The following is a 25,171-nucleotide window of genomic DNA, read 5'->3' as shown; positions in this document are numbered from 1 at the left end:
AGGGCATTTACCGGCTTCCGACAGGTCAGCCGGGCGGACGACATCGACCGGAAACCGCCTCCATTTCACCTTTTATCGGTTATGGAGCCCTGCTATCCGGCGGCATACGCCGGGAACGACGAAAGTCGTATATCCGTCAGACTTCGTGAAAAGTGCGGAACTCCTCCCGTCGGCGAGCGTCACCAACAACCGCAGATCCACCTGACGCACCCGCCCGACGGACCACTCTGCCAACATTGACCCCTGCTTCAACTGCGCGTAACAGGCGTCCCGGGTTAGGTTGGGCGAGCCGGCCCGGCCCAGCGCCGTCCACCCGGATGGCCCCGGACGGTGCCGCCGAGGGCGTCAGCAGCCCGACGGCGGCCGTGGGAGAGGGGCTTTCCGCTCTTGTCATCCCTGAGAAACGTGCTGCGTATCGTCGCGTTGGCCGGGATGTCGGCCGCGCTGATCGCCCCGCCGGTGGTGGCCCGCGCAGAGCCGACCCCCGCCGACCTGACCCGCCAGATCGAAGCGTCCTCGGGCGAACTCGAGCGGGTCGTCGAGGCGTACAACAAGCTCCGGGAGGAGATCAAGACCAACGAGGCCTCGGTGGCCCGATTACAGGCCCGCATCGGCCCACTGGAACAGCAGGCCGAACAGAGCCGGGCCGACGTCGCCGAGTTGGCGACCACGGCGTACAAGAGTGGCGGTCTACGGACCGCCGACGCGCTGCTGCGTCCCGGCGGATCGGCCGCGCTGCTGGATCGTCTCGGCGCCCTCGACCAGCTGACCCGTCAGCGGCAGGAGCGCATCTCCGGCTACACCGCGAACCAGCGGCGGCTGCTCGACGAGAAGACCCGCCTCGACGCCACGCTGACCAGGCAGGCCGCACAGGCCCGCCAGTTGGCGGCCGGCAAGAAGCGCATCGAGGAGGACCTGGCGAAGCTGTACGAGCTGCGCCGTCAGGCGTACGGCGCCGCCACCGAGCGTCCCGAACCCAGGGCCGCGGCGGCGGAGGCCAGGAACGTGCCGAACGTATCCGGTAGCGCCGGGGTCGCGGTGCGATACGCCTTCGGCGCGTTGGGCAAGCCGTACGTCTGGGCGAGCGACGGACCCAACGGGTACGACTGCTCGGGGCTGACCTCGGCCGCGTGGCGGGCCGCCGGGAAGTCCCTGCCGCACAACACCCGGATGCAGTGGGGAGCGGTCGCCCACATCGGCCGGGGCGACCTGCGCCCGGGCGACCTGATCTTCTACAACGGGCTCGGCCACGTCGCTCTCTACGTGGGCGACGGCCAGGTGATCGACGCGCCGAGCGCCGGTCGCAACGTGCTCAAGCGCGGCATGAACATGATGCCGATCCAGGGCTACGGGCGGGTCCGCTAGCGGAAACGGCGAACGGCCGGCGTCCCCCTATCGGACGCCGGCCGTTCGCCGTCATTACTAACAGGTCAGGCGGCCTGCAGACCCTCCGCCCGGGCCAGCTCGCGGAGCCGGCCGAGGGCCTGGATCTCCAGCTGCCGGATCCGCTCGCGGGACAGCGAGAACCGGGACGCGACCTCGGTCAACGAGTGCTCGCGGCCGTCCTCAAGCCCGTAGCGGGCCCGCATGATGCCGGCCGACCTGTCGTCGAGGTGGTTGAGCAGCCCTTCGATGCGCTGCCGCTCCAAACCGCTGAGGACGATGTCCTCCGGCGACGGGGCGTCACTGTCGGCGACCAGGTCACCCAGGTTGGTGTCGCCGTCGTCGCCGACCGGGGTGTCCAGCGAGACGGTGTCCTGCGACCAGCGGCGCAGCTCGTTGACCCGCTCGACGGTGACGCCGAGCGACGCGGCGATCTGCTCCGGCTCCGGGTCGCTGCCCAGTTCACGGGTGAGCTGCCGGGTCACGTTGCGCATCCGGTTGACGTCCTCCACCAGGTGCACCGGCAGACGGACGGTGCGCTCCTGCTGGGCGATCGCCCGGCTGATGGCCTGGCGGATCCACCAGGTGGCGTAGGTGGAGAACTTGTAGCCGCGCTCGTAGTCGAACTTCTCGACCGCCCGGACGAGGCCGGTGTTGCCCTCCTGGATCAGGTCCAGCATGGGCATGCCCGAACGCACGTAACGGCGGGCGATCGACACGACAAGTCGCAGGTTGGCGCGGATGAAGAGGTCCTTCGCCCGCTCGCCCTCGACGACAAGCCGATCCAGGTCGTCCCGGTCGACACCGTCGGGAACGGCGTCCTCACCGAGCAGGTGCTCGGCGTAGAGGCCGGCCTCGATCGCCTTGGAGAGATCGACCTCCATGGCGGCGTCCAGCAGTGGCGTCCGGGAGATCTCGTGCAGGTAGACGCCGACCAGGTCGCGCTCCTCGGCAACCTCGTCGGTTCGCATGCCGATGTTCTTGTCCACGTTGCCCACGGTCCCCTCGCTCGCGCCGGTTGCCCGGTTCCTTGCCATTCCCCACGTCCGTCAGCCCCTGGTAACTTCCGTTGTGCCCATCGGTGCTGACACCTACACAACAGATGAGACGTGTCGGGGATTCCATGTGGTGAGTCGAAAGTGTCACGAATGCCTGAGTAGTAGCTGAGAGCGCGGTCCATGTTTGCTGTCAGCACCCCGGCGGGTGGCTCGCCGCTGCACACACCACGTACGGGTCGCAACCATGGCAACACCGCCCGCCGCGGGGGCACAGCGACCCGGGTCACCAGCGTAGGTGCGATCCTGGTCACTGCCAGATACGCACCGGTGGACCGGTCGGTTCATCCACGGGGGTGGTATTACCCCCCGCCCCGATGAACAATCCGGAGCCCCGTTCGCTTCCCGGGGTGTGCGGGGCTAGGAGGAGAGCAGGGCGAGGGCGCCGCGTACCTGGTCGGCGGAACGGGCCAGGGCGGCCCGGGCGGCACCGATCTCGGCGCCGGAGACCAGCGACACCAGGGCGGTCTTCAGGTCGCCGTCGGCCTCGGCGAGCGCCCGCCGGGAAACCTCCTCGGAGCAGCCGGTCGCCTCCATCAGGATCGAGATCATTCGCCCGCGGAGCTTCGCGTTGGTGGCCACCATATCGATCATGAGGTTCGAGTAGACCCGCCCGAGGCGCACCATGACGGCCGTCGAGAACGTGTTGAGCACCAGTTTCTGTGCGGTGCCCGCCTTCATCCGGGTCGACCCGGTGACCACCTCCGGTCCGGTGTCCACCCCGATGAACACGTCGACCGACCGGGCCGCCTCCGCTTCCGGATTGGCGCAGAGGAGCACCGTCGAGGCGCCCTTGGCGCGGGACGTGGCGAGCGCCCCGAGGACGTACGGCGTGCGTCCGCTGGCTGCCAGACCGACCACCAGGTCACCGGCGCGCACACAACTGGCGGCCTCGACCGCACCGCCCCGCTCGTCGTCCTCGGCGTCCTCCACGGCCCGCCACATGGCGTCCGGGCCACCGGCGAGGTGGGAGCAGAACCAGTGCCGGGGCGAGTTGAAGGTGGGGGCCAATTCGGCGGCGTCGAGGACGCCCAGCCGGCCGGACGTACCGGCGCCGAAGTAGTGCACCCGGTGCCCCCCGCGCAGCGCGTCGACGGCCAGGTCGACAGTGGCGGCGATCTCGTCGAGCACCGCGGCGACCGCCGCTGGCACCCGCCGGTCGGCGTCGTTGATCACGGTGAGGACGTCCCGGGTCGACATCAGGTCGAGGTCGGCGCTCAGAGGGTTACGCCGTTCGGTGGGGGCGCCCACCCGGACCGTCGGGCGGGCGGGCGGTGCGGGCGTGTCCTCGTCCGGCTCGATCGCACCGGCCGTCATGCCCGCCTCCGGTTGGCGCCCACCCGGTGCGACTGGACCGCCTCGGCGGTCGCCTCGAGGGCCTTGCGGGCCCGGGACCGGTTGCGGGCGGCCACACCGACGAAGAGGCAGTCCACCACTGTGAGCTGGGCCAGGCGGCTGGCGGTCGCGCCCGAGCGGTAGGTGGTCTCCCGCGCCGCGGTCGTCAACACGAAGTCGGCCACCTCGGTGATCGGCGAGCGGGGGAAGTTGGTGAGCGCCACGGTGACGGCGCCCCGCGTCCGGGCCTGCTCCAGCACCTCGATCACGTCGGAGGTGGTGCCGGTGTGCGAGATGCCCACCGCGACGTCGCCCCGGCCGAGCAGCGCGGCGGACGTCAGCGCGGTGTGCACGTCCGGGAAGTAGAAGGCGATCCGGCCGATGCGGTGCAGTTTCTGCTGGAAGTCGGAGGCGACGAACCCGCTGGCGCCGGCGCCGTAGATGTCGATCCGGCCGGCGCCGCTGATCGCCTCGACGACCTGCTCACAGATGGCCGGGTCGAGTTGCTCGGCGGTCTCCTCCACGGCGCGGGCGTCGTTGAACGCGATGGTGGCGATGATCTGGGCGAGGTCGGCGCCGGGCGGGATGTCGCCGCCGACCACCCGGGCGTCCGGAGGCTCGATGCGGCGGGCGGCCTCGGCGGCGAGCCGGATGCGCAGTTGCGGGTAGCCGTCCATGCCCACCGAGCGGCAGAACCGGATGACTGTCGCCTCCGACGTCTCCGCAGCGGTGGCGAGGTCGGTGATGGTCCGCCGTGCGGCGGCGGCCGGGTCGGACACGACCAGCCGGGCGACGCGCTGCTCGGCGGGCGACAGCGACGGCAACAGCCCGCTGATGTGGACGATCAGCCCACCGGGCTCGTGACTCGCAGAAATCTTCGCACTCTTCGCCACGGATGAAACTTACTTTCACCAAGCGTGAGCGTCAACTATCACTGTCAGGGGTGGGAAAAAGTGTCGTCGACCGGCATCACCCGTCCCGTACAGCCTGCCACTCCCGCAGGACCACCGCCTCCTCCGCCGGGTCCAGTCCACCCTGCCGTACGTCGTCGGGCCGTGCTGTCATCCAGGTCGCGGTCGCCCGAACGGTGTCGGACAGCGGCCGGACCGTCAGTGAAGCGTCCAGCGCCGGCCGGGCGTCCCGGTCCATCAGGCCAGCCCACTCCGGCAGCCGCGCCCAGAGCGGCAGCGCCCGCTCCCCCGACCACTCGCGGACGTCACGGGCCAGCAGGAAGTCCTGGTCGACCCAGGTGAGGTGCGGATAGGCGACGCCCAGCCCGGCCGCCACACCGGTCAGCATCTCCTCCCGGGACATCGCCGGGCCGACCCCGTCGTACGTGCCGACGAGGTGGGCACCGGCGGCGTGCAGCAACCAACCGGCCAGGTCGGCCACGTCCACGAACTGCACCCGGTCGGTCGGCCGTCCCGGCGCGAGCACCTCCCCGCCGCGCGCCAGCCGTCGCACCCAGTACGGGAAGCGGTCGCTCGGATCCTCCGCGCCCACGATCAACCCGGCCCGGCAGATGAACGAGCGGTCCTCGCCCATCCGTTCCCGGACCAGCCGCTCAATGCTGACCTTGCACTCGCCGTACCAGCGGTTGTCCGGGTCGACCGGGGCGTCCACGTCCGGCGGGGCGGGCGGCAGCACCGGCGCGTCCGCCGCGGTCTGCCCCGGCGTGGCGTTGTCCGCGTACACCGAGATGGTCGACACGAACGACCAGTGACCCACCTGGTCGGCGAGCGCGGCCAGCGCGTGCCGGGCGTGGCTGACCTGGCGGGTCACGTCCACCACCGCGTCGAAGCCGTCGCCTGCGAGCGACGCCGGCGCCGCCGGGTCGTCGCGGTCGATCGCAACGAACCGCGCCCCACTCGGCGCGACGCCTGACACACCCCGGGCCGCGCAGGTCACGTCGTGGCCCCGCGCGACGGCGAGCCGCGCCAGCGCCCGGCCGAGGAACCGCGTGCCACCGAGAATGAGGATCCGCATCCGCCGATCCTGCGCCGCCGCCGCCCGAGCGCGCCAACAACTCTGCTGCGGGCAGAGCACGGGTCGTCCGACGGGCCACCGGAGCGGACGCTAGCGTGTGGCGCATGGCGGAGCGCAGCGTGCTGGTGACCGGAGGCTCCGGAGGGCTCGGCGGAGCGGTCGTCGCGTCGTTTGTCGAGGCGGGCTGGCGGGTGGTCGTACCCCGGCGGGGTGCCCTGCCCGGGTCGGAGCCGGCGGCGGGCGCGCTGGTCCCGGTCACCGCGGACCTGACCGACCCGGCCGGCGCGGCCCGGGCCGTCGAGGCCGCCGCCGGCGAACCGGCGGCGCCGCTGCGGGCGGTGGTCAACCTGGTCGGCGGGTACGCCAGCGGAGGCCTGGTCCACGAGACACCGATCGAGGAGTTCGAGCGGATGCTCACCCTCAACCTGCGGCCCACCTACCTGGCCACCCAGGCCGCGCTGCCGCACCTGGTGGCCGGCGGTGGCGGCGCGGTGGTCTGCGTCTCGGCCCGCGCGGCTGTCGCCCCGTTCCCCGGCGCGGCCGGTTACGTCACGGCCAAGGCGGCGGTGCTGGCCTTCGCCAACGCCGTAGCGGTCGAGTACCGGTCCCGCGGCGTGCGCTGCAACACCGTGCTGCCCAGCGTCATCGACACACCTGCCAACCGGGCCGCCCAGCCCACCGCCGACCACTCGCGCTGGGTCACTCCCGCCGAGATCGCGCCGGTGATCCGCTTCCTCGCGTCAGACGACTCCGCTCCGACCAGCGGCGCCACCGTTCCCGTCTACGGACGGGCCTGAGCCACGAGGGGGGTCGGGCCACCGCGTGCCGGCAGGTCGGTGCGGGGCGGCGGCTCCGACGGCGTCGGCGCGGGCGGCGGCAGGTCGGACGGCGGGCGGGTCAGGTCGGACCGCGCGTCCGACGGCAGCCAGGTCGCCAGGTGGGCCTGGATCTGCTCGGTCACCTCCTCGGCCGGGCGTCCCGCGTCCACGAGCACGAAGCTCGGGTACTCGGGCAGGGTCCGGTAGGCGGTGTCGGCCGCAGTCAGCCAGCTGATCGTCTCGTGGTCGGTGCCCCGCGCCTCGATCCGCCGGTACGCCTCGGCCGGGTCGACGGTCAGCAGGAAGGTCACCTGCGGCGTCGGGAAGAGTCGGTAGCCGGCCCGGGCCAGCCGCTCCCAGCGGTGCCCGCCGTGCGCGCGGATGCTGGCGTACTGGCAGGCCGAGTAGCGGTCCATCACCGCTGTGCGGCCGGTGAGCAGGCAGCTGAGCAGGGCGATGGCGATGGCGAGCCAGCGCAGCACGGACTCCACAGCGAGCACGCCGTCGCGCCCGACGAGCCGCTGGGCGTCGGATCGGCCGAGCCGGTTGGCGACCCGGCCGAGCCAGCGACGTCCGCTGGCGTTGCGGCGGTACGCGGCGGGGCGGCCGGCGGCTGTCAGCGCGTCGGCCAGCCGGTGGGCCTGAGTGGTCTTGCCCGAGCCGTCGATGCCGATCAGGGCGACCGTACGCAACCGGGCCTTGCGGCGTCGCATCCCCGATGATTTGGCCACCCTCGAAAGGCTATCCGATCGACGCACTCGCTCCGTCGGCTTTGTCCCTGTCTGACACGGTCCGCACCCGACCGGGATGCTGGCAGGTGTGGCGGACCGGAATGCCGGGTACCGGAGTTTGAAACCCAACCGCCTGTCCACCAACACGACCGACGGGAGAACCAGATGGCTGAGCGCGGGGACGAGAGTCTGGTGCACACCCTCAAGAAGGTCGCCGCCGTGCTCAAGCAGTCCGAGATCCCGTTCGCCCTGGGCGGCAGCTTCGCCGTGTACGCCCACGGCGGCCACTCCAGCGAGCACGACGTCGACTTCCTCATCCGGGAGGCCGACGTGGACCGGTCCCTGGAGGCACTTGTGGCCGCCGGCTTCGTGGCCGAGCGCCCGCCGGAGGACTGGCTGGTGAAGGTCTTCGACGACGGACGGATGGTCGACCTGATCCACCGGCCGATCGAGACGCCGGTGACCGAGGAGACGTTCGCCGACACGGTCATCCGGCCGGTGGACGCCATCCAGATGCCGGTCCTGTCCGCGACCCAGCTGATGGTGCACAAGCTGCTCAGCTTCTCCCAGCACTACTGCGACTTCGCCCGCGGTCTGCCGCTGGCCCGGTCGCTGCGGGAGCAGATCGACTGGGAACGGGTACGCAAGGAGACACAGCATTCGCCGTACGCCGAGGCGTTCCTGGTGCTGCTGGACAGGCTGGAGGTGGTGCCGACGGCCGGCACCCAGGCAGGAGAGGGGACATCGTGACCCACCAGAGCGACAGCGGCGCCGGGCCGCCGGACGAGTACGTCGAGGCGGAGATCCAGCGGCTGCTGGCCGAGGACCCCTCCGTCGCCGAACAGGGGATCACCGTGGTCCGGCGCGAACGCGTCCTCGTGCTCTCCGGCGAGGTCGAGAGCCCGCACCGACGCGACGAGATCCTGCGCCGCGTGTCCGAGCGCTTCCCGGACGTGCCGATCACCACCGACATCGGAGTGATCCGCGCCCAGGCGCCCACGGAGATCGAGCAACTGCCCTGAGGGAGGTTCCATGGTGATCCGGATCGCCGCCGTGGGCGACGTGCATCTGGACGAGGACGTGGTCGGCCGGTTCCGCCCGGCGCTGGAGGAGCTGCCGGACTGCGCCGACGTGCTGCTGCTGGCCGGAGACCTGACCCGGCACGGCACCGAGGCCGAGGCGCGCTGCGTGGCGCAGGAGTTCGGCGGGTTGGCCGTGCCGGTGGTGACCGTGCTGGGCAACCACGACCACCAGTGCGACCAGGTGCCGCAGGTGGTCAAGGTGCTCGAGGACGCGGGCATCACGGTGCTGGAGGGCAACGGCGTGGTGCTGGACTGCGCGGGCGGCCGGCTGGGCATCGCCGGCGTCAAGGGCTTCGGCGGCGGGTTCGCCGGACGCTGCGCCAGCGACTTCGGCGAACCGGAGATGAAGGCGTTCGTCCGGACCACCACTGACAGCGCCGACCGCCTCGGCGCGGCGCTGCGCTCGCTGGACTGCGACATGCTCGTCGCGCTCACCCACTACTCACCGGTACCGGACACCCTCGCCGGGGAGCCGCTCGAGATCTACCCGTTCCTCGGGTCGTACCAGCTGGGGCAGGCGATCGACTCGGCGCCCACGGCGCTGGCCCTGCACGGGCACGCGCACGCCGGCAGCGAGCGCGGCACCACCCCCGGCGGCGTACGCGTCCGCAACGTCGCCCACCCCGTGATCAAGCAGGCGTACAGCGTCTTCCACGTCGGCGATCAACTTGATACGGACCAGGTTTCCCCGATCGGCCAGTCGGGTAGTCAGAGGTCATGGAGCTGATTCTCTGGATACTCGCAGTCGTACTCGTGGTCGCCGGCATCCTCGCGCTGTTCCGCCGGCAGATCCTGTGGGGCATCGTCCTCATCGTTGTCGGGCTGTTGGTCGGCCCGGGTGGTGTCAGCATCTTCAATTGACGTCCGCACGACCTGAAAAAAACCGGGACCCGTCGGGGTCGCCGCGACCGGAGCTTCGTCCTCCCGACAGAAGCAACGGCCGCAGCGACCCCGGCGCCTTTTCGTGCGCCGGGTTTGACCTGACCCCTGGCGGAAACGGTCTGGACGCTGCTCTACGCGCTGATCGCGGTGGCCGGGTGGCTGGTCTGGCGGCGGTTCGGCTTCTCCCCCGCCCTCTGGGCCTGGACGGCCCAGCTGGTGCTCAACGCGATCTGGACACCGCTGTTCTTCCGCGCGGGGCAGTACGGGCTGGCGTTCGCCGAGATCGTGGTGATGTGGCTGGCGATCGCACTGACCGTCGTGCTGTTCGCCCGGGTCTCCCGCGTGGCGACGGCGCTGCTGCTGCCGTACTGGGCGTGGGTCACCTTCGCTGCCGCGTTGAACTTCTCGATCTGGCGGCTGAACGCCTGAGACCGGGCTGGTCCCCGGCGGGCGGTACCCGCCGGGGACGCTGTCGTTCGCCGGTCAGCAGCGAGGTATGCCAGGGATGTAGCCGTCGTACCCGGTGTAGACGTACGCGTCGGCGATGAAGCGGCCGGCGCCGATGCGGTCCCAGATCGTGCTGGTGCCGTAGGTGCCGGTGACGCTGGTGCCGCTGGTCTGACACGCGATGGTCACCCGGGTGCCGTCGGCCACGGTGCCCACCGAGGCGTACCCGGTGCCGGGGCCGGAGCGGACGGTCAACGGGGTGCCACTGGTGTCGACGGTGGCGTTGCCGGTGCCCGAGGAGCAGCCGTTGTTGCTCGTGTAGCTCTTGGTGCCCCAGTACAGCGCGAGGTTGCCGTTGAACCTCACCTGGATGTCGCTGCCGTTGAGGCGCTGCTCGTAGTGCAGGTGCGGGCCGGTCGACCCGCCGGTGCTGCCCACCCAGCCGAGCACCTTGCCGTAGCCCACCGTCTGCCCGACGGAGACGTTGAAGCCGTTGAGGTGCGCGTAGTAGGTGCTGTAACCACCGCCGTGGTTGATCCGGACGTACTTGCCGTAGCTCGTGTTGCCGAGGTCGGTCACCCGGTCGACGGTGCCGGGGGCGCTGGCGACCACCGGGTCGCCGACGTCGTCGGTGCGGTTGAAGTCGACGGCGTACGCCGGGCTGTGGTCTGACCGGGTCTGCCCGGACCACGACTGACCGCACGGGAACGGCACCTTGAAGGTCGGCGCGGCCAGCGCCGGGCTCGCCGGTGTGAGCACTCCGCCGACGAGCAGACCGGTCACGAGCAGGCTGATCCACCGCTTGCGCATACAGCTCCTCCTATGTCGAAAACCTTCGATGAGGTGGTATCAGCCTGACAGATATCGTCAATCTTGAAAAGAGTCGAAGAGGTGGCCCGGGAGCACGCCCATCAGGCGGTCCCGAGGTTTCCGGATTGTTACTCGCTCGTGTCTGACAGGGGGTGGACCGGACCGGATGCAAGCGCTTACATGTGTGCACGCCCAATCGGACCGGCGACTGGTCATCGAGCACGACCGCGCCGGCTAGGAAGGAGGACGGCATGGCGGTCTTTGCCAGACCACGCCAGGCCTTCGTGATCGCCGGCGTACTCGGGCTGGCGCTCAGCGCCACCGCTTGCGGTACCGGCGACGACAAGAAGAGTGACAAGGCGGGCTCCGCGGAGTGTGCCGCATACGAGAAGTACCAGGGCAACGACGGCAAGAAGGTCTCCATCTACGCGTCCATCCGTGACGCCGAGGCCGACCTGCTGGAGCGCTCCTGGTCGCAGTTCACCGACTGCACCGGCATCGAGATCGCGTACGAGGGCAGCGGCGAGTTCGAGGCGCAGCTCCCGGTCCGGGTCGACGGCGGCAACGCCCCCGACATCGCCTTCGTGCCCCAGCCGGGCCTCGTGAAGCGCTTCGCGGACGCCGGCAAGCTGAAGTCCCTGGGCGCCGACACCAAGGCCCTGGCCGAGCAGAACATGCCTGCCGACTGGCTGAAGTACGGCACCGTCAACGGGACGCTCTACGGCGTGCCGCTCGGCGCCAACGTGAAGTCCTTCGTCTGGTACTCGCCGAAGACGTTCAAGGAGAAGGGCTGGGAGGTTCCGACCAGCTGGGACCAGCTCATCGCCCTGAGCGACAAGATCGCCGCCAGCGGCATGAAGCCGTGGTGCGTGGGCGTCGAGTCCGGTGACGCGACCGGCTGGCCGGCCACCGACTGGATCGAGGACGTCATCCTGCGTACGCAGGGCCCCGAGGTCTACGACCAGTGGACCACCCACGCCATCCCGTTCAACGACCCGAAGATCGTCGACGCGGTCGACCGCGCCGGCAGCATCCTCAAGAACGAGAAGTACGTCAACGGCGGCTTCGGCGGCGTCAAGAGCATCACCACCACCGCCTTCCAGGAGGCGGGTCTGCCGGTGACCACCGGCAAGTGCGCGATGCACCGCCAGGCGTCGTTCTACGCCAACCAGTTCCCCGAGGGCACCAAGGTGGCCGAGGACGGCGACGCGTTCGCGTTCTACTTCCCGGCCATCGACGCGGCCAAGGGCAAGCCGGTGCTGGGCGCTGGCGAGTTCGTCGTCGCCTACGCCGACCGTCCCGAGGTGCAGGCCGTGCAGACGTACCTCGCCTCCGCCGAGTACGTGAACAGCCGCGCGAAGCTCGGCAACTGGGTCACGGCGAACAACAAGCTGGACATCGCCAACGTGGCCAGCCCGATCGACAAGCTGTCCGTCCAGATCCTCCAGGACAAGACGGGCACCTTCCGCTTCGACGGATCCGACCTGATGCCGGCCGCCGTCGGCGCGGGAACGTTCTGGAAGGGCATGGTCGACTGGCTGAACGGCAAGCAGACCGCCCCGGTGCTCCAGGGCATCGAGAGCAGCTGGCCGAAGTGATCCCGGCGGTGGCCCGGCCCGTGTTCACGGGCCGGGCCACCGGCCGATCCGGACCCGAAATGGAGGGTTGATGGAGTTCGACTTCGCCGATGAGCAGCCGAAGCTCCTCATGCTGATGTACGGGCTGCTCGCCTTCGTGCTGGTGGTGGGCGGTCTGCTCCTGCTGCTCGACGTCGTGCCGGCCTGGTTCGCCCGGCGGCGGGAGGCGCAGCTCGTCGCCGCCTCCGTGGGAGGCGCTCCGCTGCCCCGCCGGCCCAAACAGCGGGAGGGGCTCTTCGCGCTCTTCTTCCTGCTGCCGACGCTGCTGCTGCTCACCATCGGTCTGGTCGTGCCCGCGATCCGCACCATGCTGCTCTCCCTGATGAACGGGAGCAGCACCGAATGGGTGGGACTACGCAACTACGGCTGGATGTTCTCCGACAACTCGATGATCCGGGTCCTGATCAACACCCTGGTCTGGGTGCTCCTGGTCCCGCTCGTGGCGACCGGCTTCGGCCTCCTGTACGCCGTACTCGTGGACAAGGCCCGCTTCGAGTCGGTGGCCAAGTCCCTGATCTTCCTGCCGATGGCCATCTCGTTCGTCGGCGCGAGCATCATCTGGAAGTTCGTCTACGCCTACCGCGGCGAGGGCGACCAGATCGGCCTGCTCAACCAGATAGTCGTCAGTCTCGGCGGCGAGCCGAAACAGTGGCTGCTGGAATCACCACTGAACACGCTGCTGCTGATCGTCATCATGGTCTGGATCCAGGCCGGTTTCGCCATGGTGGTGCTCTCCGCGGCGATCAAGGCGATCCCCGGTGACATCGTCGAAGCCGCCCGGCTCGACGGGGTCAGCCCGTGGCAGATGTTCTGGCAGATCACCATGCCGAGCATCCGACCGGCGCTGATCGTCGTGGTCGTGACGCTCACGATCGCCACGCTCAAGGTCTTCGACATCGTCCGGACCTCGACCAACGGCAACTACGACACAAGCGTGATCGCCAGCGAGATGTACAACCAGGCCTTCCGGTACGGCCAGAACGGGCAGGGCTCCGCGCTCGCGGTGTTCCTCTTCCTCCTGGTCATCCCGGTCGTGATCTACCAGATCCGCAACCTCCGTCAACAGCGGGAGGGCTGAGATGACGACCGCAACGCCCACCGTCGCCGCCGGCACCCAGAAGACCGACGGCGGCCCGTCCACCACCGCCGGCCGAGTCCGAAAGCGGCTGAACAGCCGTACCGCGACGCTCGTGTCGATCGTCATCGCGGTGGTCTGGACCATCCCGACCTTCGGTCTGTTCATCTCCTCCCTCCGGCCCGAGGACGAGATCAAGACGACAGGTTGGTGGACCGCGTTCACCAATCCGCAGTTCACCCTTGAGAACTACGAGCAGGTCCTTTTCGGACGGTCGGCGTCCTCCGGGCAGCTCGCCAGCTACTTCATCAACTCGCTGGCGATCACCATCCCGTCGGTGCTCTTCCCGCTCGCCTTCGCGGCCCTCGCCGCGTACGCGCTGGCGTGGATCAACTTCCGAGGCCGGGACTGGCTCTACATCGCGATCTTCGCTTTGCAGATCGTGCCGTTGCAGATGGCCCTGGTGCCGCTGCTGAAGTTCTTCTCCACAGGCGTCACCCTCGGCGGCGTCACCCTGATGCCGGCCTGGGACCTGGTCGACGAGCAGAAGTTCGCCCAGGTGTGGTTCGCGCACACCTGTTTCGCGCTCCCGTTCGCCGTGTTCCTGCTGCACAACTTCATCTCGCAGCTCCCGGGCGACCTGATGGAGGCGGCACGTGTCGACGGGGCCACCCACCCGAAGATCTTCCGCACCATCGTGCTGCCGCTGATCACCCCGGCGTTGGCCGCGTTCGGCATCTTCCAGTTCCTCTGGGTCTGGAACGACCTGCTGGTGGCGCTGATCTTCGCCGGGGGCGGCAACGAGACCGCCCCGCTGACCGTCCGGCTGGCCGAGATGGCCGGCACCCGGGGCAACGAGTGGCAGCGACTGACCGCCGGAGCGTTCGTCTCGATCGTCGTACCCCTCATCGTGTTCCTGTCCCTGCAGCGCTTCTTCGTACGAGGTCTGCTCGCCGGCAGCGTCAAGGGCTGACCGCGCGCCCGCCGCCGTCCGGCCCCTTGGACGGCGGCGGGCGGCGGGCACCGAGCGGGGGAAACCGTGACGAGGATTGATGATGTGGCCCGGCTGGCCGGGGTGTCCACGGCCACCGTCTCGCGGGCACTGCGCGGACTGCCGACGGTCTCGGCAGCCACCAGGCGCAGGGTGCTCGCCGCCGCCGAACAACTCGACTACGAGGTGTCGCCGAGCGCGTCCCGGCTGGCCGGTGGCCGGACCGGCACGGTGGCGGTGGTGGTCCCCCGGATCACCCGCTGGTTCTTCAGCACCGTCGTCGAGGCGGTCGAGGAGTACCTCCACGAGTCCGGCTACGACCTGTTGCTCTACAACCTGGGCGGCCGGGAGCAGGTACGCCAGCGGGTGCTGCGGACGGCCAACCTGCACAAACGGGTCGACGCCATGATGCTCGTCGCCACGCCGCTGCGGCCGGCGGACCTGACCGCGCTGGCCAGCCTGGACCTGCCCGGGGTGACCATCAGCTCGGGCAGCCGCGTCCCCAGGTGGCCGTGCGTACGGATCGACGACGTGGCCGCCTCGCGGACCGCCACCCGGCACCTGCTCGACCTCGGCCACCAGCGGATCGCGCACATCTCCGGCGACCCGGACGACGAGTTGGCCTTCACCACCCACCTCGACCGTCGCCGGGGCTACCAGGCGGAGCTGCGGGCGGCAGGCCTGCGCCCGGACCCGAGCCTGGACGTCGAGTCGACGTTCACCATCGACGGCGGCAACCGGGCAACCGCCGAACTGCTGGCGCGTGGCGGCCCGCCGCCCACCGCGATCGTGGCGGCCTGCGACGAGATGGCGATGGGCGCGTTGACCGCGCTGCGTGACGCCGGGCTGCGGGTGCCGCAGGACGTGAGCGTGATCGGCATCGACGACCACGACCTGGCGGGCGTGCTGGGGCTCAGCACCGTCGCCCAGCCCGCCGCCGAGCAGGGCCGGCTGGCCGCGCGGATCCTGCTCGACCCGCTCGGCGCCCGTACCCTGGGCCCGATCGTCGGCCAACGCGGCGCGGACGGCGACTCACCGGTGATCCTGCCCACTCGGCTGGTCGTCCGGGACTCCACCGCACCACCCCGGGCACACTGACACATCAACCACAGCGCGACACGGGAGACGACCCTGAACACCGATCCGACGCAGCAGCCCTCCTCCGGTCACCCGGTCACCGGCTGGTGGACCGAGGCCGCCATCTACCAGATCTACCCCCGCTCGTTCGCGGACTCCGACGGCGACGGGATCGGTGACCTGCCGGGCATCACCGCCCGCCTCGACCACCTGGTCGAGCTGGGCGTGGACGCGGTGTGGCTCTCCCCCTTCTACCCGTCGCCGCAGGCCGACGCGGGCTACGACGTGGCGGACTACCGCGACGTCGATCCGCTGTTCGGAACCCTCGCCGACGCGGACAAGCTGATCGCCGAGGCGCGCTCGCGCGGCCTGCGGGTGATCGTCGACCTCGTGCCGAACCACACGTCCTCGGCGCACCGCTGGTTCCAGGCGGCGCTACCGGCCGCCCCGGGCAGCCCTGAGCGGTCCCGTTACATCTTCCGGGACGGCCGTGGCCCGGACGGCGACCAGCCGCCGAACGACTGGCAGAGCGTCTTCGGCGGTCCGGCCTGGACGCGCACCGTCGACCCGGACGGGCGCCCCGGCCAGTGGTACCTGCACCTGTTCGACACCGGGCAGCCGGACCTCAACTGGGACAACCCGGAGGTGCACGCGGAGTTCCTCGACGTGCTGCGATTCTGGCTGGACCGTGGGGTGGACGGCTTCCGGGTCGACGTGGCGCACGGCCTGGTCAAGCAAGCCGACCTGGCCGACTGGCAGGAGCCGCAGGAGATCCTCTCCGGCAACGAGGTGGACAAGCCGCGCCCGCCGATGTGGGACCAAGAGGGCGTGCACGAGATCTACCGGCAGTGGCGACAGGTCCTGGACAGCTACCCGGGTGAGAGGGTCCTCGTCGCCGAGGCGTGGGTGGAGCCGGCCGAGCGGCTGGCCCGCTACGTCCGCCCGGACGAGATGCACCAGGCGTTCAACTTCGAGTACCTGCTGGCCACCTGGAGCGCACCGGCCCAGTACGCCGTGATCACCCGCTCGCTGGAGGCCACCGACTCGGTGGGCGCGCCGACCACCTGGGTGCTGTCCAACCACGACGTGGTGCGGCACGCCTCCCGCCTCGGCCTGCCTGTCGTCTTGCCCGGTGGCCGGCCCAACGGCATCGGCATCGGCGACCCGCAGCCGGACGCCGCGCTCGGCCTGCGCCGGGCCCGCGCGGCCACCCTGCTGATGCTCGCCCTGCCCGGCTCCGCGTACCTCTACCAGGGCGAGGAGCTGGGGCTTCCCGAGCACACCACGATGCCCGACGAGGCCCGCCAGGACCCGACCTGGGTACGCAGCGGGCACACCCAGCGTGGCCGGGACGGCTGCCGGGTCCCGATCCCGTGGGAGGCCGACGCCCCGTCGTACGGCTTCGGGCCGACCGACGCGAGCTGGCTGCCGCAACCCGCTTCCTGGGCGGAGTACGCCCTGGACCGGCAGCGTGGCGTACCCGGCTCGACGTACGAGCTGTACCGCACCGCGTTGCGGCTGCGCCGCGCCCACGGGCTCGGCCGGGGCACGCTGGAGTGGCTGTCCTCAGGCGACGAGGTGCTCACCTTCCGCAACGGCGGGCTGACCGTGCTCACCAATTTCGGCGACGCCCCGGTGCCGGTCCCGGCCGGCGCAGAGGTGCTGGCCGCGAGCGGGCCGCTCGACGACGACGGCGCGGTCCCGACCGACGTGACGGTCTGGCTCCGCCCCTGACAGACCCACCCCCGCCCGGCCCCGTCCCGCGCCGATCTTGCAGTTTCGGCTGGCGGAATGGAATGTATGCCCGTTTTGCCGTGACAGAATGTGCAAGATCGCGGTGGGCCGGGGCGGGCGGGGCGGGGTCAGAGGCGGTCGGCGCGGGTGTGCAGGAGGTCGTGCACGTTGTCGATGTCCGCCGGTGAGGTGCGTGAGGCGAGCCAGTACATGATGCCTGTGGGGATGAAGAACAGCTGGAACGCGGCAAGCCCGACGGCGAAGTTCAACGGCGGCGGGAACGCCGAACGCAGGCCATGGAAGGCCGCCCCGACCAACCCGTTGCCGGCCGCCCGCCCGACCCCGTTGACCAGGTTGCCCATGCTGTAGACGGTGCCCCGGTGCTCCGGCGGGTTCACGTCGGCGATCAACGCGAACCAGTTCGGCGAATTGGCCGAGGTCAGCGCGAGCGCCACGACGGCGGTGAGCAGGCTCAACCCGACAGTCGGTTCGGTGAACACACTTGCCAGCACCGCACCGACCACCGCTCCCCCGCCCGCGCCGTCGGGCACGTCGATGGCCACCGGAACGAAGAACAACACCAGGTAGAACGGCAACGCGGCGAGGATGCCGACGGCTGCGACAAGCGCACGGCCCCTCGGGGTACGCCGCTGCACGGCGTCACCGACCAGCCCGCCCACGATGGAGAGCACTCCGCCGAGCTGGAACAACGTGGCGAAGACGCTGCCCACCACCACGGCTGTCGACTCCGAGTACCCCTGGGCCTCGGCCCGCTCGGCGAACAGCACAGGCAGCCAGACCAGCGAGCCGAACGCCGCCTGCGCGGTCAGCCCCTGCAGGATCAGCCACAGGTTGGTCCGCCGGGCCAGGATGCGCGGCAGGTCGGCCCGGCTGATCCGGTAGTCGTACTCGGCGCCGGCGAGCTCCGGTTCGCTCTGGCCCCGCCGGATGTCGTAGGTGAACAGGTACGCCAGGGTGGCGACCAGGCCCACACCGGTCAGCAGCAGGAACGGCCGCCGCCAGTCGCCGGCCCCGAGCAGCCCTCCGAGGAGGGTTCCCGCGAGGGTCCCGACCCCCTGGGACAGCCCCCAGAAGCTCATCACCAGCCCTCGCCGGGTCGGCGAGATCAGGTCGGTGACCACCGAGTAGCCCACCGAACCGACAGCACCGAGGCCCACCGCCGCGACGAGTTGGGCGGCCAGGAACGTCACGTACCCGCCGGCGAGCGCGCTACCGCCGGTGCCCGCCGCCCACAGCAGCGTGCCCACCATGAGCAACGGCTTGCGGTTGGTCCGGTCCCCGACGTACGCCCAGCCGACCGCGGCCACCGCACTGATCAGGAAGCTGACCGCGGTGACCAGACCCAGCAGCCCCGTCGACACGTCGAACTCGTCGGCGATCGGCCCGTACAGCGGCGGGACCAGCCCGATCGCCACGTTGTCCAGGGAGGCGAGCAGCACGAACACGGCGACGCTGTACAGCCGGTGGGTCCGGCCACCGCCCCGGCCGTGCGGGCGTCGGCCGGGCTGCGTCCCGCCACTGCTCACGGTCATGACGGGCAGCCAACCAGACTCCGGTACGGCGATCGTCACGCGGGTGGGTGCCGCCGGCCCCCACCCGCGTCGACTCCGACAGGTCAGCGGCGGTCGAGGACCAGTCCGCTCGCTGCCGCGTACCGCTCGCGGACGGCTGGCACGGGTTCGGCCGCGTACTCCTCGGTGCCCTTGAGCTCCCACACCGGTGGCGTCGGACCGCCCAGGGCGACCCAGGCGGCCTGCCGTGCGGCGCCGTCGGCGACGTACTCCCCGGCCGGTGGGACGACCACCGGGCAGCCGAAGACCTGCGGTGCGATCCGGCGGACGGCGGCGGACCGGGCGCCGCCGCCGACCAGGATGACCCGGCGGACCGTGGCACCCTGCGCGGTAAGCGCGTCCAGGCCGTCGGCGAGCGCGCAGAGCATGCCCTCCACGGCGGCCCGCGCGAGGTGCGCGGGGGTCGACGTGCGCAGGGTCAGGCCGTGCACCGCGCCGGTGGCGAGTGGACGGTTCGGCGTCCGCTCCCCCTCCAGGTACGGGACCATGACCAGCCCGTCGGCGCCGGCCGGCGCGGAGAGCGCCAGCTCGGCCAGCTCGTCCAGGCCGACGCCGAGCAACGCGGCGGCGGCGTCCAGCACCCGGGCGGCGTTGAGCGTGGCGACCAGCGGCAGGAAGCGACCGGACGCGTCGGCGAAGCCCGCCACCGCACCGCTCTCGTCGGCGGCCGGCACGTCGGCGACACTGAACACGGTGCCGGAGGTGCCGATGGAGACGATCACGTCACCCGGTACGGCGCCGACGCCGAGCGCGGCGGCCGCGTTGTCCCCGGTGCCCGCACCGAGCAGCGCGCCGCCCGACCCACTTAGCTCGTCGGCGAGTCTGCCCGGCGACTCCGCCGGACGGAGCACCTGGGGCACCACCAACCGCCTGCCGAAGCCCCGCTCCAGCAGGTCGAACCGGTAGTCGCCGGTGGCCGGCGACCAGTAGCTGGTGCCGCTGGCGTCACCCCTGTCGGTACGCAGCGCGTCCAACCCCGCCGCGCCGGCCAGCCGCCAGGTCAGCCAGTCGTGCGGCAGGCACACCGCCGCCACCCGGGCGGCCAACTCCGGCTCGTGGGTGGCAAGCCACCGCAGCTTGGTGAGGGTGAAGCTGGCGACCGGCACACTTCCGGTGGCGTCCGCCCAGAACCGACGCCCGGCCGCACCGCCGCCGGCCTCCTCGATGAGGTCGGCGGCGGCGTCGGCGGACCGGGTGTCGTTCCACAGCAGCGCCGGGCGGACCACCCGGCCGTCCTCGTCGAGGCAGACCATGCCGTGCTGCTGGCCGGCGACGGAGACCGCCGCCACGTCGGCCAACCCACCGGCCTGGTCGGCGGCGCTGCGCAGCGCCTGCCACCAGGCTTCCGGGTCGACCTCCGTGCCGTCCGGGTGCGGTGCCCGGCCCTGCCGGAGCAGGGCACCGGTCTCCGCGTCCCGGATCACCACCTTGCAGGACTGGGTGGACGAGTCAACGCCCGCGACCAGCGGCATGGCGGGGCCTCAGCGGGCGCCGAGCAGGTGCTCGACGGCGAGCTGGTTGAGCCGGACGAAGGCGAAGCCCTTCGCGGCCACCGCGTCCACGTCGACGTCCTCGAACGCGGACCGGTCGGCCAGGAACTCCTCGTAGCCCTCGCCCTCGCCGAGCGTCGGCGTGCTCAGCTCGCCGACCTTGCTGGCGGCGAGCGCCTCGATGACCTCGGGGTCGGCGCGGAACGCCGCCGCACGCTCCTTGAGCAGCAGGTAGGTGCTCATGTTGGCCGCCGCGGAGGCCCACACGCCGTCCATGTCCTCGGTGCGGGAGGGCTTGTAGTCGAAGTGCCGCGGCCCGTCGTAGGTCGGCCCGCCGTTGGGGCCGCCGTTCTCCAGCAGGTCCACCAGGGCGAACGCGTTCATCAGGTCACCGTGGCCGAAGACCAGGTCCTGGTCGTACTTGATGCCGCGCTGGCCGTTGAGGTCCAGGTGGAACAGCTTGCCCTGCCAGAGCGCCTGGGCGATGCCGTGGGCGTAGTTGAGCCCGGCCATCTGCTCGTGGCCGACCTCCGGGTTGAGGCCGACCAGCTCCGGGTGCTCCAACTGCGAGATGAAGCCGAGCGCGTGCCCGATGGTGGGCAGCAGGATGTCGCCGCGCGGCTCGTTGGGCTTGGGCTCCAGGGCGAACCGCAGGTTGTAGCCCTTGTCGATGGAGTACTGGGTGAGCAGGTTGACGGCCTCGCGGTAGCGGTCCAGGGCGGCCTGGACGTCCTTGGCGAGGTCGTACTCGGAGCCCTCGCGGCCACCCCACATCACGAAGGTGCTGGCGCCCAGCTCGGCGGCCAGGTCGAGCTGGCGCAGGACCTTGCGCAGCGCGTACCGGCGCACGTCGCGGTCGTTGCTGGTGAAGCCGCCGTCCTTGAAGATCGGGTGGGTGAAGAGGTTCGTGGTGACCATGGGCACCACCAGGCCGGTCTCGTCGAGCGCCTTGCGGAACCGCGCGATGTGCTGGTCACGGGTGGCGGCGTCGGCGCCGAACGGGATCAGGTCGTCGTCGTGGAAGGTGATGCCGTACGCACCCAGCTCGGCGAGCCGGTGCACCGCCTCGACCGCGTCGAGCTCGGGACGCGTCGCGTCACCGAACGGGTCGCGGGCCGGCCAGCCCACGGTCCAGAGCCCGAAGGAGAACTTGTCGGCGGGGGTGGGACGGGGTGCCATGAGCAACCTCCGGGATGGTGGTGTCCGCTATTTGTTCAACGATTGAATTATTTGCCCGCCCTATGGCACTGTCAAGGGGTGAGCCCCACCCACGCCCCGGCCGGCGCAGTCCGTCAGGGCAGCCTTCGCGAACTCAACCTCGCCCTGGTGCTCGGCCGGATCGCCGCCGCCGACCGCCCCCCGTCCCGGGCCGACCTGGCCACCGCGACAGGACTGACCCGGGCCACCGTCTCCGCGGTGGTCGAGGACCTGCTCGGCGGCCGGCTCGTCGACGAGGCCGAGCCCGCCCCACGGGCTGGCGCCGGACGACCGGCCCGTGGTCTCGTCCTGGCCGACCAGGGCCCGGCCGGGCTGGGCCTTGAGGTGAACGTCGACTACCTGACGGTCTGCGTGGTGGACCTCGCCGGGCAGGTGCGGCACCGCACCGTGCACCGCGCCGACCTGCGCCCGGTCGCGCCCGCAGACGCCCTCGCCCGCCTCGTCGAGCTGGCCGGGCAGGCCCGCGCCGACGCCGCCAGCCAGGGCCTCACCCTGGCCGGGGCGGCACTCGCGGTGCCAGGTCTGGTGGACGACGCCGGCCTCGTCCGGCTCGCGCCGAACCTGGGCTGGCGCGACGTCGCCGTACCCGCGCTGCTCGCCGAGCACCAGGCGCTGACCGAGCAGGTGCCCGGCGTACCGGCCCTGGTGGTGGACAACGAGGCGAACCTCGCCGCCCTCGGCGAGCTGCACTCCCGGCCTCCCGGCCCGGCCAGCTTCCTGCACATCTCCGGCGAGGTCGGCATCGGCGCCGGCATCGTGCTGGACGGCGCGCTGTTCCGGGGCGTCCGGGGCTGGAGCGGCGAGATCGGACACCTGCCGGTCAACCCGCAGGGGCGTCCGTGCCGCTGCGGAGGACGGGGCTGCCTGGAGCAGTACGCCGGTCAGGAGGCGATCGTGGCCGCCGCCGGGCTGGCCCGCGCGGAGCTCCCCGCGGACACCGCGACGGCCCGGCTGGCCGAACTGGCAGACGCCGGCGACCCGGGCGCGCTGCGGGCGCTGCACGACGCAGGGACGGCGCTCGGTGTCGCGGTGGCCAGCGTGGTCAACCTGCTGGACCTGGACACCGTGGTCCTCGGCGGCGGGTACGCCCCGCTGGCGCCCTGGCTGTGCCCGCCGGTGCTCGCCGAGATCGCCGGCCGGGTCCTGACCGCCGCCTGGTCACCCGTCACAGTCCGGCCGTCGACGCTCGGCCCGGAGGCGGCAGCAGTGGGAGCCGCCGGTTCGGTGGTCCGCCACATCGTCGCCCGGCCCGCCGGGTGGCTCTCCCGCCCGAGCTGACCGGCGCTGGACGCTGGGCCTCGGTCACCGGGCCTCGGTACGCTTGCCGACAGGCAACGAACCGCAGGCGAGGAGTCCAGGAGCAGCATGCGCACAGGTGGTCAGACGCGGGCCGGCGTCGGACGGTGACCACGACCCGACGGGGCGGCACCACCGGTCCGGTCAGCGGCGGTGGGCGCGTCCCCCGCCGGAGGGTCGAGCAGCCGCTTCCGACCGACTCCCGACTCGCCCGCGAACTGCTCGACGGGCTCGCCGAGGCTGTGCTGACGACCGACGAGGCCGGCCGGGTCACCCTGGTCAACGCGATGGCGGCGGAACTGCTCCCGGAGATCACGGCGGGCACCGAGCTGGGCCGGTGCCCGGTGCCGGCGCTGGCCCGGGCGGTTCGGGACGACGCCGAACACTTCGACGGCGAGCACGGCGGCCGCCGGCTGCGCGGCGCACGGCGACAGCTCGCCGGCCCCCGGTACGCCTGGTACATCCGGGACGTCACCGAGGAGCAGACCCGCAGCGACGCCCTGCTGGCCGAGCGCGCGCGCACCGCGTTCCTCGCCCAGGCCGGCAGTCGACTCGGATCGTCCCTGCACCGGGACCAGACGCTGCGGGCCGTCACGACCCTCGCCGTCCCCTTTCTGGCCGACGCCGCGGTGGCGCTGCACCGGCCGTCCACGCCCACCGACCCGCACCTGCGCTGGGTCCGGTACGCCGACGGTGAGCCCTCTCCGAGCGCGGGGCTCGCCGGGGCGGAGCTGACCGGCACCGTCCCCGGGCTGGCCGAGGCGCTGGCCGGCCAGCTCACCGAGCCGAGCCCGTGGCTGGACGCCGACCTCGCCGACCTGGCCTCCGTGCTGCCGCCCGGGTTCGGCCGACCCGGCACCGTGCTGGTGAGCCCGATGCGCACCGCCGGCGGCCCGGCCGGCGCCCTGCTGCTGATCCGCCAGACCGGGCGAGCGGGCTTCGACAGGCGCGACATCGACCTGGCGCGCGAGTTCGCCGCCCGGGCCGGCGCCGCGCTGGCCACCGCCGAGCTGTACGGCGAACAGGCCCACCTGGCCCGGGTGCTGCAGACCAGCCTGCTGCCACCGGAGCTGCCCACGGTGCCCGGGTTGCGCCTGGCCGGCGGTTACCGGGCCGCCGGCGACACCCTGCGCATCGGCGGCGACTTCTACGAGGTCTTCCCGCACCGCGACGGTGCCCTGTTCGCCCTCGGCGACGTGTCCGGCAAGGGCGTCGGCGCGGCAGTGCTGACGGGCCGGGTCCGCCAGTCGTTGCAGACACTGCGGCTGGTCGAGCAGCGCCCGCTGGAGCTGATCCAGCTGCTCAACCGGGCGTTGCTCGACGCACCCGACGCGGCGCGGCGCAGCCAGCTCACCACCCTGCTGCTCGGCTTCCTGGAACGGGGGCCGGCCGGCGTGGACGTCCGGATCGCCGGTGGGGGGCACCCGGCGCCGCTGGTGGTCACGCCCGCCGGCACGGTCACCCCGGTGTCGGTCGGCGGGATGCCGGTAGGGGCGCTGCCCGCACCCCGGTTCGCCGAGGCCCGGGTCCACCTCGACCCGGGCGACCTGCTGCTGGCGTACACCGACGGGGTGACCGAGGCTCGGGGCGGCCGGGGCGACGCGGAGATGTTCGGTGCCGAGCGGTTGCGTGCCGCGCTCGCCTCGGCGGCCGGCCTGCCGCCGACCGCGCTTGTCGACCGGCTGCTCCAGTTGGTGGACGAGTGGTCGGACGGGCGGGCCCACGACGACATCGCGATGCTGGCCGTGTGCGCGGCGGCACCGGCCTGACCGGCGACGCCCACCGCCGCGGCTCAGGCGGTCCGGGCTACCGGTGGCTCGCCGGTGGGCCACTCCCGGTGACCGTCGACCGTCCGCTCCGGCCCGCCGGGCGCGCCAGTCCACGTTTCGCGGGTCTGCCGGTCCGCATCGCCCGACCGGTCCCCCGCCCGGCCGGTGGGCCGGTCCGGGTCGTCCGGCCAGTCCGCCCGGCCGGTGGGCCGGTCCGGGTCGTCCGGTCCGTCCGGCGCCGGCACGACCTGCGCCTGCTGCCGGCGGGCGGTCTCGTCGAACTCGCGCATCCCGCGCAGAAGCGCGTCGCGACCCTCCGGACTCATCGCGGCCAGCACGGTGGCGAGCCGCGCCTGACGGTCGGCCCGCAGCTCGGCGAGGAGCCGGCGGGCGTCCCAGGTGAGGTGCAGGGAGATCTCCCGCCTGTCGAAGCGGCCGGGCTCCCGCTCCAGCATCCCGGCGGCGACCAACCGGTCACAGAGCCGGCTGGCGGAGCTGAGCAGCATGTCGAGCCGGTTGGCCAGACGACGCAGGTTGATGCCGTCGGACTGCTCGACCACCATGACAGCCCGTAACTGGGCTCCGGAGAGCCGGTTGGTGGTCTCCTCGCGGGCGGATTCCCACACGCTCACGAGGGAGGCCGCCACCGCATCCAACGCGGCAGCCATACTCGTCTCGGGGTCCGACGGACCGTTCAGTTCGGCCATGGTGGCCCGAGAGTACTCCGAACCCACTGGTGGTCGAGCTGTGAGCGAGGGAGTGG

Annotated in this window: 23 protein-coding genes and 1 pseudogene; 14 read left to right on the top strand and 10 right to left on the bottom strand. The window is 71.7% G+C overall.

Annotated features, from left to right (window positions below):
* Positions 1–387 precede the first annotated feature (387 nt).
* Positions 388–1,365 (top strand): NlpC/P60 family protein, encoded by a 978-nt coding sequence (locus ACFY1S_RS21695; RefSeq protein WP_387120838.1) that lies wholly within the window; start codon positions 388–390, stop codon positions 1,363–1,365.
* A 65-nt stretch (positions 1,366–1,430) separates the two neighbouring features.
* Here the strand turns inward: ACFY1S_RS21695 and ACFY1S_RS21690 are convergent, their stop codons facing one another.
* The 4 genes from ACFY1S_RS21690 to ACFY1S_RS21675 all read right to left on the bottom strand — a co-directional run bounded on the left by ACFY1S_RS21690 (position 1,431) and on the right by ACFY1S_RS21675 (position 5,759).
* Positions 1,431–2,420, bottom strand: coding sequence for a sigma-70 family RNA polymerase sigma factor (locus ACFY1S_RS21690; protein ID WP_357993907.1), 990 nt, complete (start codon positions 2,418–2,420; stop codon positions 1,431–1,433).
* Between the two features lie 378 nt (positions 2,421–2,798).
* Positions 2,799–3,755: an N-acetylmuramic acid 6-phosphate etherase gene (murQ, locus tag ACFY1S_RS21685; RefSeq protein WP_387120836.1), complete on the bottom strand. Its 957-nt coding sequence runs from the start codon at positions 3,753–3,755 to the stop codon at positions 2,799–2,801.
* Complete coding sequence (locus tag ACFY1S_RS21680) at positions 3,752–4,666, bottom strand: MurR/RpiR family transcriptional regulator (protein WP_387120833.1); 915 nt, start codon at positions 4,664–4,666, stop codon at positions 3,752–3,754. The genes murQ and ACFY1S_RS21680 overlap by 4 nt, the downstream gene beginning before the upstream one ends.
* Positions 4,667–4,742: 76 nt before the next feature.
* Positions 4,743–5,759 carry an NAD-dependent epimerase/dehydratase family protein gene (locus tag ACFY1S_RS21675; RefSeq protein ID WP_387120830.1) on the bottom strand — a complete coding sequence of 339 codons (1,017 nt, stop codon included), beginning with the start codon at positions 5,757–5,759 and terminating at the stop codon, positions 4,743–4,745.
* Between the two features lie 104 nt (positions 5,760–5,863).
* Between ACFY1S_RS21675 and ACFY1S_RS21670 the strand changes: the two genes are divergently transcribed.
* Entirely contained in the window at positions 5,864–6,556 is a 693-nt protein-coding gene (locus ACFY1S_RS21670; RefSeq protein WP_387120827.1) for an SDR family NAD(P)-dependent oxidoreductase, read from the top strand.
* On the opposite strand, the gene ACFY1S_RS21665 is transcribed toward ACFY1S_RS21670, so the two are convergent.
* Entirely contained in the window at positions 6,541–7,308 is a 768-nt protein-coding gene (locus tag ACFY1S_RS21665; RefSeq protein WP_387120824.1) for a dTMP kinase, read from the bottom strand. The genes ACFY1S_RS21670 and ACFY1S_RS21665 overlap by 16 nt on opposite strands.
* Before the next feature lie 12 nt (positions 7,309–7,320).
* On the opposite strand from ACFY1S_RS21665, the gene ACFY1S_RS21660 reads away from it, so the two are divergent.
* The 5 genes and pseudogenes from ACFY1S_RS21660 to ACFY1S_RS21640 form a co-directional block, all read left to right on the top strand.
* Complete coding sequence (locus ACFY1S_RS21660) at positions 7,321–8,058, top strand: nucleotidyltransferase (RefSeq protein ID WP_387121111.1); 738 nt, start codon at positions 7,321–7,323, stop codon at positions 8,056–8,058.
* Entirely contained in the window at positions 8,055–8,330 is a 276-nt protein-coding gene (locus ACFY1S_RS21655) for a hypothetical protein (protein WP_387120821.1), read from the top strand. The genes ACFY1S_RS21660 and ACFY1S_RS21655 overlap by 4 nt, the downstream gene beginning before the upstream one ends.
* 10 nt (positions 8,331–8,340) lie before the next feature.
* Positions 8,341–9,117: a metallophosphoesterase gene (locus ACFY1S_RS21650; protein WP_139583579.1), complete on the top strand. Its 777-nt coding sequence runs from the start codon at positions 8,341–8,343 to the stop codon at positions 9,115–9,117.
* Entirely contained in the window at positions 9,108–9,251 is a 144-nt protein-coding gene (locus ACFY1S_RS21645) for a GPGG-motif small membrane protein (protein WP_007464364.1), read from the top strand. Before ACFY1S_RS21650 ends, ACFY1S_RS21645 begins: the two co-directional genes overlap by 10 nt.
* 138 nt (positions 9,252–9,389) lie before the next feature.
* Positions 9,390–9,701, top strand: a pseudogene (locus ACFY1S_RS21640) (TspO/MBR family protein); the annotation flags it as partial.
* A gap of 54 nt (positions 9,702–9,755) precedes the next feature.
* Here the strand turns inward: ACFY1S_RS21640 and ACFY1S_RS21635 are convergent.
* On the bottom strand, positions 9,756–10,529 hold the full coding sequence (locus ACFY1S_RS21635; RefSeq protein WP_387120818.1) for a peptidoglycan DD-metalloendopeptidase family protein: 774 nt from the start codon (positions 10,527–10,529) through the stop codon (positions 9,756–9,758).
* Positions 10,530–10,780: 251 nt separating this feature from the next.
* Between ACFY1S_RS21635 and ACFY1S_RS21630 the strand changes: the two genes are divergently transcribed.
* From ACFY1S_RS21630 to ACFY1S_RS21610, 5 genes are all read left to right on the top strand, one after another.
* Positions 10,781–12,127 carry an ABC transporter substrate-binding protein gene (locus ACFY1S_RS21630; RefSeq protein WP_387120815.1) on the top strand — a complete coding sequence of 449 codons (1,347 nt, stop codon included), beginning with the start codon at positions 10,781–10,783 and terminating at the stop codon, positions 12,125–12,127.
* Between the two features lie 70 nt (positions 12,128–12,197).
* Positions 12,198–13,244 carry a carbohydrate ABC transporter permease gene (locus tag ACFY1S_RS21625; RefSeq protein WP_387120811.1) on the top strand — a complete coding sequence of 349 codons (1,047 nt, stop codon included), beginning with the start codon at positions 12,198–12,200 and terminating at the stop codon, positions 13,242–13,244.
* A 1-nt stretch (position 13,245) separates the two neighbouring features.
* Positions 13,246–14,214, top strand: coding sequence for a carbohydrate ABC transporter permease (locus tag ACFY1S_RS21620; protein ID WP_387120809.1), 969 nt, complete (start codon positions 13,246–13,248; stop codon positions 14,212–14,214).
* A gap of 66 nt (positions 14,215–14,280) precedes the next feature.
* Entirely contained in the window at positions 14,281–15,330 is a 1,050-nt protein-coding gene (locus ACFY1S_RS21615; protein ID WP_364373724.1) for a LacI family DNA-binding transcriptional regulator, read from the top strand.
* Positions 15,331–15,363: 33 nt separating this feature from the next.
* On the top strand, positions 15,364–17,043 hold the full coding sequence (locus ACFY1S_RS21610) for a glycoside hydrolase family 13 protein (RefSeq protein ID WP_387121108.1): 1,680 nt from the start codon (positions 15,364–15,366) through the stop codon (positions 17,041–17,043).
* Between the two features lie 128 nt (positions 17,044–17,171).
* Here ACFY1S_RS21610 and ACFY1S_RS21605 read toward each other — a convergent pair whose 3' ends face one another.
* The 3 genes from ACFY1S_RS21605 to xylA all read right to left on the bottom strand — a co-directional run bounded on the left by ACFY1S_RS21605 (position 17,172) and on the right by xylA (position 21,304).
* Complete coding sequence (locus tag ACFY1S_RS21605) at positions 17,172–18,596, bottom strand: MFS transporter (protein WP_387120805.1); 1,425 nt, start codon at positions 18,594–18,596, stop codon at positions 17,172–17,174.
* Between the two features lie 83 nt (positions 18,597–18,679).
* Positions 18,680–20,107 (bottom strand): xylulokinase, encoded by a 1,428-nt coding sequence (gene xylB / locus ACFY1S_RS21600; protein ID WP_387120803.1) that lies wholly within the window; start codon positions 20,105–20,107, stop codon positions 18,680–18,682.
* Positions 20,108–20,116: 9 nt separating this feature from the next.
* On the bottom strand, positions 20,117–21,304 hold the full coding sequence (gene xylA / locus ACFY1S_RS21595) for a xylose isomerase (protein WP_387120800.1): 1,188 nt from the start codon (positions 21,302–21,304) through the stop codon (positions 20,117–20,119).
* Between the two features lie 78 nt (positions 21,305–21,382).
* Here xylA and ACFY1S_RS21590 point away from each other — a divergent pair, with 78 nt between their 5' ends.
* Both ACFY1S_RS21590 and ACFY1S_RS21585 read left to right on the top strand, forming a co-directional pair.
* On the top strand, positions 21,383–22,621 hold the full coding sequence (locus tag ACFY1S_RS21590; protein ID WP_387120797.1) for an ROK family protein: 1,239 nt from the start codon (positions 21,383–21,385) through the stop codon (positions 22,619–22,621).
* A gap of 125 nt (positions 22,622–22,746) precedes the next feature.
* Complete coding sequence (locus tag ACFY1S_RS21585; RefSeq protein WP_387120795.1) at positions 22,747–24,408, top strand: SpoIIE family protein phosphatase; 1,662 nt, start codon at positions 22,747–22,749, stop codon at positions 24,406–24,408.
* Between the two features lie 23 nt (positions 24,409–24,431).
* On the opposite strand, the gene ACFY1S_RS21580 is transcribed toward ACFY1S_RS21585, so the two are convergent.
* Entirely contained in the window at positions 24,432–25,115 is a 684-nt protein-coding gene (locus tag ACFY1S_RS21580) for a MarR family winged helix-turn-helix transcriptional regulator (RefSeq protein ID WP_387120792.1), read from the bottom strand.
* Positions 25,116–25,171 lie beyond the last annotated feature (56 nt).

It is taken from the genome of Micromonospora sp. NPDC000663, from assembly GCF_042898105.1.
Lineage (GTDB): Bacteria > Actinomycetota > Actinomycetes > Mycobacteriales > Micromonosporaceae > Micromonospora.
This window is presented reverse-complemented; position numbering and strand designations above follow the sequence as displayed.

Excerpts from the sequence above, each read along its gene's own strand:
- ACFY1S_RS21635 (WP_387120818.1), bottom strand. The coding sequence starts at position 10,529 with ATGCGCAAGCGGTGGATCAGCCTGCTCGTGACCGGTCTGCTCGTCGGC.
- ACFY1S_RS21690 (WP_357993907.1), bottom strand. The coding sequence starts at position 2,420 with ATGGCAAGGAACCGGGCAACCGGCGCGAGCGAGGGGACCGTGGGCAAC.
- ACFY1S_RS21675 (WP_387120830.1), bottom strand. The coding sequence starts at position 5,759 with ATGCGGATCCTCATTCTCGGTGGCACGCGGTTCCTCGGCCGGGCGCTG.
- ACFY1S_RS21670 (WP_387120827.1), top strand. The coding sequence starts at position 5,864 with ATGGCGGAGCGCAGCGTGCTGGTGACCGGAGGCTCCGGAGGGCTCGGC.
- ACFY1S_RS21605 (WP_387120805.1), bottom strand. The coding sequence starts at position 18,596 with ATGACCGTGAGCAGTGGCGGGACGCAGCCCGGCCGACGCCCGCACGGC.
- ACFY1S_RS21650 (WP_139583579.1), top strand. The coding sequence starts at position 8,341 with ATGGTGATCCGGATCGCCGCCGTGGGCGACGTGCATCTGGACGAGGAC.
- xylB (WP_387120803.1), bottom strand. The coding sequence starts at position 20,107 with ATGCCGCTGGTCGCGGGCGTTGACTCGTCCACCCAGTCCTGCAAGGTG.
- ACFY1S_RS21620 (WP_387120809.1), top strand. The coding sequence starts at position 13,246 with ATGACGACCGCAACGCCCACCGTCGCCGCCGGCACCCAGAAGACCGAC.
- ACFY1S_RS21625 (WP_387120811.1), top strand. The coding sequence starts at position 12,198 with ATGGAGTTCGACTTCGCCGATGAGCAGCCGAAGCTCCTCATGCTGATG.
- murQ (WP_387120836.1), bottom strand. The coding sequence starts at position 3,755 with ATGACGGCCGGTGCGATCGAGCCGGACGAGGACACGCCCGCACCGCCC.
- ACFY1S_RS21580 (WP_387120792.1), bottom strand. The coding sequence starts at position 25,115 with ATGGCCGAACTGAACGGTCCGTCGGACCCCGAGACGAGTATGGCTGCC.
- ACFY1S_RS21645 (WP_007464364.1), top strand. The coding sequence starts at position 9,108 with ATGGAGCTGATTCTCTGGATACTCGCAGTCGTACTCGTGGTCGCCGGC.
- ACFY1S_RS21630 (WP_387120815.1), top strand. The coding sequence starts at position 10,781 with ATGGCGGTCTTTGCCAGACCACGCCAGGCCTTCGTGATCGCCGGCGTA.
- xylA (WP_387120800.1), bottom strand. The coding sequence starts at position 21,304 with ATGGCACCCCGTCCCACCCCCGCCGACAAGTTCTCCTTCGGGCTCTGG.